The 11782-nt window shown below is 71.1% G+C and carries 10 protein-coding genes; all 10 read left to right on the top strand.

The features are described 5' to 3' along the window. Positions 1 to 2420: translation initiation factor IF-2 (infB, locus tag ACY5KJ_RS01420; RefSeq protein ID WP_462202584.1), on the top strand; the 2420-nt coding region annotated here is incomplete at its 5' end. A gap of 78 nt (positions 2421 to 2498) precedes the next feature. Next, the gene (locus ACY5KJ_RS01415) at positions 2499 to 2897 is read left to right on the top strand and encodes a DUF503 domain-containing protein (RefSeq protein WP_462185771.1); all 399 of its coding nucleotides are present in this window, start codon (positions 2499 to 2501) and stop codon (positions 2895 to 2897) included. After that, positions 2890 to 3396 carry a 30S ribosome-binding factor RbfA gene (gene rbfA, locus ACY5KJ_RS01410; protein ID WP_462185770.1) on the top strand — a complete coding sequence of 169 codons (507 nt, stop codon included), beginning with the start codon at positions 2890 to 2892 and terminating at the stop codon, positions 3394 to 3396. The genes ACY5KJ_RS01415 and rbfA overlap by 8 nt, the downstream gene beginning before the upstream one ends. A gap of 79 nt (positions 3397 to 3475) precedes the next feature. Then, the gene (locus ACY5KJ_RS01405; RefSeq protein ID WP_462202582.1) at positions 3476 to 4564 is read left to right on the top strand and encodes a DHH family phosphoesterase; all 1089 of its coding nucleotides are present in this window, start codon (positions 3476 to 3478) and stop codon (positions 4562 to 4564) included. Then, positions 4561 to 5538: a tRNA pseudouridine(55) synthase TruB gene (truB, locus tag ACY5KJ_RS01400; RefSeq protein ID WP_462185768.1), complete on the top strand. Its 978-nt coding sequence runs from the start codon at positions 4561 to 4563 to the stop codon at positions 5536 to 5538. The genes ACY5KJ_RS01405 and truB overlap by 4 nt, the downstream gene beginning before the upstream one ends. 67 nt (positions 5539 to 5605) lie before the next feature. Then, entirely contained in the window at positions 5606 to 6535 is a 930-nt protein-coding gene (locus tag ACY5KJ_RS01395; RefSeq protein WP_462202580.1) for a bifunctional riboflavin kinase/FAD synthetase, read from the top strand. A gap of 183 nt (positions 6536 to 6718) precedes the next feature. After that, positions 6719 to 6988 carry a 30S ribosomal protein S15 gene (rpsO, locus tag ACY5KJ_RS01390; protein WP_462202578.1) on the top strand — a complete coding sequence of 90 codons (270 nt, stop codon included), beginning with the start codon at positions 6719 to 6721 and terminating at the stop codon, positions 6986 to 6988. Between the two features lie 284 nt (positions 6989 to 7272). After that, entirely contained in the window at positions 7273 to 9471 is a 2199-nt protein-coding gene (locus ACY5KJ_RS01385; protein WP_462185765.1) for a polyribonucleotide nucleotidyltransferase, read from the top strand. Positions 9472 to 9480: 9 nt separating this feature from the next. Continuing rightward, a complete protein-coding gene (locus tag ACY5KJ_RS01380; protein WP_462185764.1) occupies positions 9481 to 10881 on the top strand; it encodes a M16 family metallopeptidase in 1401 nt (466 codons plus the stop codon). 106 nt (positions 10882 to 10987) lie between these two features. After that, complete coding sequence (dapB, locus tag ACY5KJ_RS01375) at positions 10988 to 11722, top strand: 4-hydroxy-tetrahydrodipicolinate reductase (RefSeq protein WP_462185796.1); 735 nt, start codon at positions 10988 to 10990, stop codon at positions 11720 to 11722. The last annotated feature ends 60 nt before the right edge of the window (positions 11723 to 11782 follow it).

Genomic DNA, 11782 nt, shown 5'->3' with positions numbered 1-11782 from the left:
CCTACACGACGCCGTCCGCCGGGCCCCGTCCATCCGCTGGGCCGCGCCCGTCGGCCGGTCAGTCGGGTCCGCCGTCGGCGTCCACTCCCCGGCCCAGCGCCCCGCGGCCGGGCACCCCCAGGCCAGGCACCCCCCGGCCGGGTGGACCGCGACCCGGTGGCGCCGGCGCCGGTGGTCCACGGCCCACTCCCGGCGGGATGCCGCCACGCCCCGGTGGCCCACGGTCCGGAGCGGGGGGTGGCATGCCGCCCCGCCCAGGTGGCACCGGGGGGCCGCGCCCCAACGCGAACATGTTCCAGCCTCGACCCGCCGGTGGCCCTCCCGGGCGCCCGGGAGGTGGGGGCGCTCCTGGTCGTCCCGGTGGCGGCGGTCCGCGTCCCGGCGGATTCGCCGGGCGGGGTGGCGCGCCCGGTCGTCCCGGTGGCAGCGGCGGCGGTGGCGGTGCGCCCGGTCGTCCCGCGGCCGGCGGCCGTGGCCGCGGTGGGACCACGGCGGGCGCTTTCGGCCCCGGTGGCCGTGGTCGCCCCGGTCGCCAGCGCAAGTCCAAGCGCGCGAAGCGGCAGGAATGGGAGAGCGGGCTCGAAGCGCCGCGCATGGGCGCGATGGTGCCCCGCGGCAACGGGCAGGCCATCCGGCTTCCGCGTGGCGCCTCGCTGGCCGATTTCGCCGACAAGATCGATGCGAACCCGGGCGCTCTGGTCCAGGTCGTGTTCACCCAGCTCGGCGAGATGGTCACCGCGACCCAGTCCTGCACCGACGAGACGCTGCAGCTGTTGGGCGTCACGCTCGGTTACGAGGTCCAGATCGTCAGTCCGGAGGACGAGGACAAGGAGCTCCTCGAGAGCTTCGACCTCTCCTTCGGCGGGGAGTACGGCGACGACGTCGAGCTCAGCTCCCGGCCGCCGGTCGTGACCGTCATGGGTCACGTCGATCATGGTAAGACGAAACTGCTGGACGCCATCCGCTCCACCGACGTGGTCGGGGGCGAGGCCGGTGGTATCACCCAGCACATCGGTGCCTACCAGGTGCGGGCCAAGGTCGACGGCGACGAGCGTCCGATCACCTTCATCGACACTCCGGGCCACGAGACCTTCACCGCCATGCGGGCCCGCGGTGCGCAGGTGACGGACATCGTGGTCCTGGTCGTGGCCGCCGACGACGGGGTGAAGCCGCAGACCATCGAGGCGCTGAACCACGCCCAGGCGGCCGGCGTCCCGGTCGTGGTGGCGGTCAACAAGGTCGACAAGGAGGGCGCCGACCCGGCCAAGGTACGGGGCCAGCTCACCGAGTACGGCCTGGTGGCGGAGGAGTACGGCGGCGACACGATGTTCGTCGACGTCTCCGCCCGCAACCGGACGAACATCGACGGCCTGCTCGAGGCGATCGTCCTGACCGCCGACGCCTCCCTGGACCTACGGGCTCCGACCGAGGTCGAGGCGCAGGGTGTCGCCATCGAAGGCCGGCTCGACCGGGGCCGGGGTCCGGTGGCGACCGTGCTGGTCCAGCGCGGCACGCTGAGGGTCGGTGACTCGGTCGTCGCCGGCGAGGCGTTCGGTCGGGTTCGGGCGATGCTCGACGAACACGGTGGTCAGGTGGTCGAGGCGGGCCCGGCCCGGCCCGTCCAGGTCCTGGGGTTCACCAGCGTTCCCGACGCCGGTGACAACTTCCTGGTGGTGCCCGAGGACCGAGTGGCCCGTCAGATCGCCGAACGTCGTCAGGCCCGCGAGCGTAACGCGGAGCTGGCGCTGAGCCGAGGCCGTCCGACATTGGAGACGATCCTCGAGCGGATGAAGGAGGGCGAGAAGACCCAGCTCAACCTCATCCTCAAGGGCGATGTGTCCGGTTCGGTCGAGGCGCTCGAGGACGCCCTACTCAAGATCGATGTCGGCGACGAGGTCGGTCTGCGGATCATCGACCGTGGGGTCGGTGCGATCACTGAGACCAACGTGATGCTGGCGTCGGCTTCCGACGCGGTCATCATCGGCTTCAACGTCCGGCCGCAGGGCAAGGCGACGGAGTTGGCCGACCGTGAGGGCGTCGAGGTCCGCTACTACTCGGTGATCTACCAGGCCATCGAGGACATCGAGAACGCCCTGAAGGGCATGCTCAAGCCCGTCTACGAGGAAGCGCAGCTCGGTACCGCCGAGGTCCGCGAGGTCTTCCGCGTGCCGCGGATCGGCAACGTGGCCGGCTGTCTGGTCCGTTCCGGCGTCATCCGGCGGAACACCAAGGCCAGGCTTATCCGCGACGGCGTCGTCGTGGCCGACAACCTCACGGTCGAGTCGCTCAAGCGTTTCAAGGACGACGCGACGGAGGTCCGCGAGGGCTACGAGTGCGGTATCGGTCTCGGGTCGTTCAACGACATCAAGATCGATGACGTGATCGAGACGTTCGAGCAACGGGAGGTTCCCCGCGCCTGAGCACGCCCGCGACCGGTGACGATCGAGCTGCCTGCTCGATCGTCACCGGCGGTGTGTGCCCGGCGGCGGGAGACGACCATGTGGATCGGAACCCTCAACCTTGATCTGCTGCTCGGTGACGTGCACTCGTTGAAGGAGAAACGGTCGGTGGTGCGGCCGATCGTGGCGGAGCTGCGTCGCCGTTTCGCCCTCAGCGTGGCCGAGACCGGCCATCATGATCTGTACCGGCGAGCCGAGATCGGGATGGCGGTCGTCGCCGCGGACCGGGCGCACTGCGTTGAGGTCCTCTGCTCCTGCGAGCAGCTGGTGGCCCAGCGACCGGACGTCGAGGTGCTCGCCGCGCGGGCGCGCTACTTCTCGGCGGACGACGCGGACGACGAACCGCATGCACCCGGCGAACCGCACGCACCCGGTGCATCTGCCGCGGTGAGCGTGCCGCCGACGGGACCGGCGAACAAGGAGGTGGACGGTGGCTGATCCGGCCCGGGCACGGCGGCTGGCCGTGCGTATCCGCGAGGTCGTGGCGTCCATGCTGGAGCGTGGCGTCAAGGATCCTCGACTCGGCATGGTGACCGTCACGGAGGTGCGGCTGACGCCGGATCTGGTCGACGCGACGGTCTTCTACACCGTCTACGGCGATGAGACGGCGCGGCAGGCGTCGGCCCAGGCGCTCGAATCCGCTCGGGGGCTGCTGCGCAGCCAGGTCGGCCGGGCTACGGGGGTGAAGGTGACCCCGACGCTCACCTTCGTTCATGACCGGCTTCCCGACGACGCCCAGCATCTGGAGAAGCTGATCAGCGTTGCCCGGGAACGCGACGCGTATCTGGTCGAGGTCCGTCGGGATGCTCGCCCGGCGGGCGACGACGATCCCTACCGCCGGCCGCGCTCCGCCACCGACGAGCCGGATGAGCCCGATGAGCTGGGCGAGCTGGATGAGGTGGGCGAGTACGGCGGGACGGCCCGGCAGGAGGGATGACGGGTACGGGCCCGGGACACCGCGGTGACAGGCACGAGACAGCTGCGATGGGACGAGACAGCGGCGATGGGAACTGACGATGAGCGATGCGACCGATCTCGTGGACCCGTCGGCGGCGCCGGTCAGCCGCTCCTGCCCGGGCGGTGCCGGTCCGACCGGTGATTTCCAGGCCGCGGTGACCGCACTGACCGGCGCGATCGACGCCGGTGACGGCATCCTGCTGATCGCCCACGTGAACCCCGACGGGGACAGTCTCGGATCGGCGTTGGCGCTGGGGCTCGCGCTGCGGTCGCTGGGCGGAAGGCCGCGGGTATCCTTCGACGCCGATCCCTTCGTCGTTCCCCGGGTGCTTCGCTTCCTCGCCGGTCAGGATCTGTTGGTGGCTCCCGAGGCCGTCACCGGCCGGCCGGGTCTCGTGGTGACCCTGGACGCCGGCAGCCGGTCCCGGCTGGGCAGGCTCGCCAGCACCACGGCCGGTCGCCGGGTCCTGGTCGTCGACCACCATGCCTCCAACACCCGGTTCGGCGATCTCAACCTGGTCGACCCCGAGGCAGCCTCGACCAGCGCCATGGTCGTCGACCTCATCGATGCCCTGGGCGTGCGGCTCGACCGGGACATCGCGACAGCGATCTACACCGGTCTGGTGACCGACACGGGATCGTTCCGTTTCGCCGCGACGACACCGGCGGTGCACCAACTGGCCGCCCGGCTGCTGGCCACGGGCATCCGTCCCGACCTGATCAGCCGTGCCCTGTGGGACACCCACCGCTTCGGCTATCTCAAGCTACTCAGGGAGGTTCTCGACCGCGTCCGGCTGGAGCCCGAGTACGACCTCGTCTGGTCCTGGTGCAGCCAGGCCGATCTGCGCGCCGCGGGACTGGAGTACGACGAGATCGAGGGGCTCATCGACACGGTGCGCACCGTGTCGGAGGCCGAGGTCGCCCTTGTCTGCAAGCAGGATGGTGACGTCTGGAAGGTCTCGGCCCGTTCCAAGGGGGACGTCGACGTCGGCGCGGTCTGTACGGCTCTCGGTGGTGGCGGCCATCGCTTCGCCGCCGGATTCTCCCGCGGGACGACGCTCGACGAGCTGATGGGCGTGCTCCGGGACGCGCTGGCGCAGGCTCCGCGCCTGGGAGGCCCGGGGAACGCGGCCCGGAGCCCGCGGTGAGCACCCGGGGGGGATCCACCCGGGGACCCGCGCGGCCGGGGGGAGCCGCATCCCGCCGGGGATCCGGGACCGGTCCCGGGCCACAGGTCGACGGGCTCGTCGTCGTGGACAAGCCGGCCGGCTGGACGTCGCACGACGTCGTCGTCAGGGCGCGGCGCATTCTCGGGCAGCGCCGGATCGGCCACGCGGGCACCCTCGATCCGATGGCGACGGGTGTGCTGGTGCTGGGAGCCGGCCGGGGAACCCGCCTGCTCGGGCATCTCGCCCTCACCGGCAAGGCGTATGACGCCACGATCCGGCTCGGCCGGACTACCACGACCGACGACGCCGAGGGCGCGCCGGTCGAGGACCGTCCGGTGGACGTCGACGCCGACCGGCTCACCCGGGCCATGGCCGCCCTCACCGGGGTGCTCGACCAGGTTCCCGCCAGCGTGAGCGCGGTCAAGGTGGGCGGGGTACGCGCGTACGCCAGGGTCCGGGCCGGCGAGGTGGTCGATCTCGCCCCACGCCGGGTGACGGTCCACCGCTTCGACCTGCTGGCGCGGCGGGCCGCGGGCGATGGGGCGGTGGACCCGGCCGGAACCGATCTGGAGGTCACGGTCGGTTGCTCCAGCGGAACGTACGTGCGGGCGCTCGCCCGTGATCTCGGGGCGGCGTTGGACTGCGGGGCGCATCTGACCGCCCTGCGGCGCACCGCCGTTGGTCCCTTCGACCTGGCGGGCGCAGTGACTCTCGACACGTTCGCCGAGCTGGGGCCGCGGGCGGTCACGTCGCTGACCGACGCGGTCGCGGCCGGCTTCCCGCGCCGCGACGTGACGGCGGAGGCGGCGGCGGACGTGTCCCATGGCCGGCGGTTGCCCCCGGTAGGACGGCCGGGCACGTACGGCGTCTTCGGTCCCGACGGGACCGTGCTGGCCCTGGTCGAGGAGACTGAGCGTGCGGTCCGGTCGCTCGTCGTCTTCGCCCCGGTCTAGTCTGGCGGCACCCGGCCGGGGCTCGGCGGCCCGACAGCGCCCCACGAGAATGTCCTAGGCTTCGCACGTGCGAACGTGGCGAGGGGCGGAGAACACGCCTGTCGAGTGGCGGGGCGGGGTCGTCACGATTGGCTTCTTCGACGGGGTGCACCTCGGGCACCGGCAGATCATCGGCCGGGCGGTCCGGCTGGCGCGGGAACGCGGTGAGCGTTCGCTGGTGTTGACCTTCGACCCGCATCCCGGTGAGGTGCTGCGACCCGGCAGCCATCCCGCCCTGCTCACGACGCTGCGTTTCAAGGCCGAGCTGTTGGCCGGGACCGGGGTGGACGCGCTCTGCGTCGAGCCGTTCACGCTGGAGTTCAGCCGGGTCTCCCCGGCCGACTTCGTGCACGGGATACTGGTCGAGCGGCTGCGGGCGAGCGCGGTCGTGGTGGGGGAGAACTTCACCTACGGTCACCGGGCCGCCGGGACGCTCGCGACGCTGTCGGAGGCGGGCGCCCGGGAGGGATTCGAGGTCGACGGGGTCCGTCTCGTCCGCTCCGGCGAGCAGGTGCTCTCCTCGACGGCGATCCGTGCCCGGGTGGCCGAGGGCGACGTAGCGGCCGCGGCGGCCGCGCTGGACCGGCCGCACCGGGTCGAGGGTGTCGTCGTGCACGGCGACGCGCGTGGCCGCACCATCGGCTATCCTACGGCGAACATCCAGGTGACGCCCTGGGCCGCCGTTCCGGCGGACGGCGTGTACGCGGGCTTTGCCTGCTGGTCCGGCCGCCGCCAGCCCGCCGCCATCTCGATCGGCACGAATCCGACGTTCGAGGGACGCGACCGGCGCGTCGAAGCGTTCCTCCTGGACGTTGACGAGGATCTCTACGGCGAGTACATGGCCTACGAGTTCACCCATCGGCTGCGTCCGACCCTGCGCTTCGACTCGGTGGCCGAGCTCGTCACCCAGATGGCCGCGGATGTGGAGGCCACCCGCGCGGCAACCCTGCTCGTCTGAACTCGGCTGAACTCGGCTCACTCCGCCGGGGGCCGAGCGGTTCCCCTCGGGTTGATAGGCTTCCCGGTCAGGCGGGTGCGGTGTGTCCGGACCGGACGGCGATGATGCCGAGGTCCGGTGATCGGTCCGGGTGGGGAAGACCCCGGACGCGCGCCGTCCCGAAACAGAAGGAGAAGGTGGAGCGTGCCGCTCGCGAGCGACGTCAAGCAGAAGATCATGTCCGATTACGCCACCGTCGAGCGGGACACGGGCTCGCCTGAGGTGCAGGTCGCGATGCTGACTCGTCGGATCAGTGACCTGACCGAGCATCTCAAGGCGCATAAGCACGATCACCACAGCCGCCGCGGTCTGCTGCTGCTCGTCGGCCGTCGCCGACGGCTGCTGAACTACCTGGCGAAGACGGATATCAACCGATACCGCGCTCTGATCGAGCGACTCGGGCTACGGCGGTAGCGCGAAGAGGGAGCGGCCCGGGCGGGACGCTCCCTCTGACGCATTGGGGGTAGGTACCGAATGCGTCGAGCCGTCGGCGGAGTCGTCCGCTCGGCGGTGTGGAGGACCTGGCCGGGTCCATGGTGGTGCGAGCCGCCGGTACCTCGGTCGTGGTCGCCGGGATGGGTACGGGCACCGGACCCGGGGGCTTCGACTGAGCACCGGCATCCTCGTTGGCATGGACCCGGCCGCAGAAGAGGATCGGCCGCGTGGATCCGGCCGAGGAAGAGGATGGAGTGGTTCGAGTGGACGACTCGACACATGCGGCCGAAGCGGTCATCGCGACCCCGGCCGGAGACCGGACGGTTCGGTTCGAGACCGGGCGTCTCGCCAAGCAGGCCGCCGGCTCGGCCGTCGCCTACCTGGGCGACACGATGGTGCTCTCGGCGACGACGGTTAGCAAGCAGCCCAAGGAACAGCTCGACTTCTTCCCGCTGACGGTGGATGTCGAGGAGCGGATGTACGCGGCCGGGCGCATCCCCGGCTCGTTCTTCCGGCGGGAGGGCCGCCCCAGCGAGGACGCGATCCTCACCTGCCGGCTCATCGACCGGCCGCTGCGGCCGTCGTTCGCCAAGGGGCTGCGCAACGAGATCCAGGTCGTGGCCACCGTGCTCGCCCTGGATCCCGACACCCTTTACGATGTGGTCGCCATCAACGCGGCCAGCGCGTCGACGACGCTGTCCGGCCTGCCCTTCACCGGGCCGATCGGCGCGACCCGGGTCGGGTTCGTCGATGGCGAGTGGATCGCCTTCCCGACCCATGCGGAGCTCGCTCGGGCGACCTTCGACATGGTCGTGGCCGGTCGGGTGATCGAGGACGGCTCGGACGTCGCGATCATGATGGTGGAGGCCGAGGCGACCCCGGGCACGGTCGAACTGCTCGCGCACGGCGCGCCGGCTCCCACCGAGGAGGTCGTGGCCGCGGGCCTCGAGGCGGCGAAGCCCGCCATCCGTGAGCTCTGCCGGGCCCAGAACGAGCTGGCCGCGCTCGCCGCGAAGCCCGCCCGGGAGTTCCCCGTCTTCATCGACCATCACGACGACGTGCTGGACGCGCTGTCCGCGGCAATCGGCGACGAGCTGTCCGCCGCGCTGCGCATCCCCGGCAAGGCTGAGCGCGAGAACGAGCTCGACCGGGCCCGCCAGCTCGCGGCCGAGAAGGTGGCCTCCCAGTTCGAGGGGCGGGAGAAGGAGATCGGCGCCGCCTACCGGGCACTGACCAAGAAGCTCGTCCGCTCCCGCATCGTGACCGAGGGCGTGCGCATCGACGGTCGCTCGACAACCGAGATCCGCGCGCTGTCAGCCGAGGTCGACTACATCCCGCGGGTACACGGCTCGGCGCTGTTCGAACGGGGCGAGACGCAGATCCTCGGCGTCACGACCCTGGCCATGCTGCGCATGGAGCAGACGGTCGACACGCTCAACCCCGACCGCACCAAGCGGTACATGCACAACTACAACTTCCCGCCGTACTCCACCGGCGAGACCGGCCGCGTCGGTTCGCCGAAGCGCCGAGAGATCGGCCACGGGGCACTCGCCGAGCGGGCCCTGCTCCCGGTGCTGCCCAGCCGCGAGGAGTTCCCCTACGCGATCCGGCAGGTATCCGAGGCGCTGGGTTCGAACGGGTCGACGAGCATGGGCTCGGTGTGCGCGAGCACCCTGTCGCTGCTCAACGCCGGGGTACCGCTCAAGGCGCCGGTCGCCGGGATCGCGATGGGCCTCATCCACGCCGACGACTCCTACGTCACCCTGACCGACATCCTCGGGGCCGAGGACGCCTACGGGGACATGGACTTCAAGGTCGCCGGCACCCGGGACTTCGTCACCGCGCTCCAGCTCGACACCAAGCTCGACGGCATCCCGGCCTCGGTCCTCGCCGCGGCGCTCCAGCAGGCGCGCGGGGCGCGGCTCGCGATCCTTGACGTGATGGCCGAGGCCATCGGCAGCCCGGACGAGATGTCCGCTCACGCCCCGCGGGTCATCTCCGTCAAGATCCCGGTGGACAAGATCGGGGAGGTCATCGGACCCAAGGGTAAGATGATCAACCAGATCCAGGCGGACAGCGGTGCCGAGATCACCGTCGAGGACGACGGGACGATCTACATCGGCGCGGTGGACGGTCCGTCGGCGGAGTCCGCCCGGTCGGCGATCAACGCGATCGCCAACCCGCAGATGCCCGAGGTCGGCGAGCGTTATCTGGGGACGATTGTGAAGATCACCAATTTCGGGGCCTTCGTCTCGCTCACCCCGGGCCGGGACGGCCTGCTCCACGTCAGCAAGCTCAAGACACTCTCCGGCGGTAAGCGGGTGGAGAAGGTGGAGGACGTCCTGACGGTGGGTCAGAAGCTCCAGGTCGAGATCACCGAGATCGACAGCCGCGGGAAGATCAGCCTGTCCCCGAGCGCCGAAGCCGCCGAAGCCGCCGACGCGGCGGCCGCCGCCTCCTGACGGCCCGTCGTGTCCGACACTCCCACGCCCGACCTGACCTGCTCCGCGGGGACCGCCGGCGCGCCGCGGAACAAGCCGGTTCCCGGCTCCCGGGCCGCGCACCTGCTCGCTGGCGGGGTCGGTGGCGAATCGTTGCTGGACGGCGCGGTGCGCCGCACCGTGCTCCCCGGCGGTCTGCGGGTCATCACCGAGCGGGTCCCCGGGGTGCGCTCGGTCGCGATCGGCGTCTGGGTCGGGGTGGGCTCGCGCGACGAGACGCCGGTGACCGCCGGATGCTCCCACTACCTGGAGCACCTGCTGTTCAAGGGCACGCCCAGCCGGGACGCGTTGATCATCAGCGCGTCGGTCGAGGCGGTCGGCGGGGACATCAACGCCTTCACCGGCAAGGAGTACACCTGCTACTACGCGCGGGTGCTCGACTCCGATCTCGCGATGGCCGTCGACGTCATCGCCGACATGGTCACCAACTCGCTGGTGACGGCCGACGACGTCGAGGCCGAGCGTGGCGTGATCCTGGAGGAGATCGCCATGTACGAGGACGACCCGGGTGACCTCGTCCATGACGTGTTCGCGGAGGCGATGCTCGGGTCGTCGGTGCTCGGCCGCCCGGTGCTCGGGACGACCGAGTCGATCGAGGGGCTGGGCCGGGAGACCATCGCGGACTACTACCGCTCCCGGTACATCCCGCCGGCGATGGTGGTCTCCATCGCCGGCAACCTGGCGCACGACCGGGCGCTGGCGCTGGTAGCCGAGGCGTTCGCCGACCGTCTGACAGTGAGCGCCGAGCCGTTCGAGGTACGTGGCGGATCGTACGACTACCCGCAGCCGCCCGGCATCGTCGTGACCGACCGGCCGACCGAGCAGGCGCATCTCGTGCTCGGCACTAGGGGACTGTCCCGGCACGATCCGCGCCGTTACACGCTCGGCGTGCTGTCGACGGCGCTAGGCGGTGGGATGAGCTCGCGGCTGTTCCAGGAGATCCGGGAGAAGCGGGGGCTGGCGTACTCGGTGGGTTCGTTCGCCTCCCACTTCGCCGACGCGGGCCTGTTCGGCGTCTATGCCGGATGCGCCCCCAAGCGTGCCGATATGGTCCTCGAGCTCGCCCGTGAGCAGGTACGCCAGATCGCCGAGCACGGGATCAGTGCCGAGGAACTCGACCGGGCCCGTGGGCAGAACCGCGGCTCGATGATTCTCGGCCTGGAGGACACCGGATCCCGGATGAGCCGCCTCGGCAAGAGCGAGCTCGTCCACGGTGAGGTCTTGCCGGTCGACGAGATCATCGCCCGGGTGGGCGCGGTCACCCTCGACGACGTCACCACGATCGCGCGGGAGCTGCTGGACCAGTCCTGGGCCCTGGGCGTTATCGGACCCTTCGACGACCACGACTTCAGCGCCGCCGTCGCCCGTTAGCGGCTCTCCTCCCGAGAGGTTCGAGGTTCACTGAATGTCCGACCCCGACTCCCGCCCGGTAGCCGGTGCTGTCCCGGCAACCGGGATACCGGCAACAGGGATAGCAGTGGGGGTGCTCGGTGCACGGGGACGGATGGGGTCGACGGTGTGTGCTGCCGTCGAAGCCGCCGCCGACCTGGCGCTGGTCGCGGCCCTCGGCGTCGGCGATGACCGTGGTGCGCTCGCCGCGGCCGACGTCGTCGTCGACTTCACCACCCCGGACGCGGTGATGGACAACCTCCGCTGGTGTGTCCAGGCCGGCAAGCACGTCGTCGTCGGCACCACCGGCTTCGACGAGCCGCGGCTCGCGATCCTGCGTGGCTGGCTGGCCGCGGCACCGGGGGTCGGGGTGCTCGTCGCGCCGAACTTCGGGGTAGCCGCCGTGCTGATGATGACGTTCGCTGCCCGGGCCGCCCGGTTCTTCGACTCGGTGGAGATCGTCGAGTTGCACCATCCCGGCAAGGCCGACGCGCCAAGCGGCACCGCCCGGCGTACCGCGGAGCTGGTCGCCGCGGCGCGTACCACCGCCGGATTGCCGGTGGCCGGCCCGGACGCGACGACCGCCGCCCTCGACGGTGCCCGCGGCGCCCGGGTCGACGGTGTGCCGGTGCATGCCGTCCGCCTCGCCGGGCTCGTCGCGCATCAGGAGGTCCTGCTCGGGGGCGCGGGGGAGACCCTCACCCTGCGACATGATTCCTACGACCGCACCTCGTTCATGCCGGGGGTGCTGCTGAGCGTGCGGAAGGTCGGCGAGCGACCGGGACTCACGGTCGGTCTGGAGTCGCTGCTCGACCTGGACTAGCGCCGCGGGCACTTCGGGGCAGGTGTCTGCTGTCACCACGGGCCGCGAAAGATAGGTTTC

This window comes from Frankia sp. CcWB3 (assembly GCF_977927595.1).
Note: the sequence above shows the minus strand (reverse complement) of the source record. Positions and strands in the feature narration are given on the sequence as shown.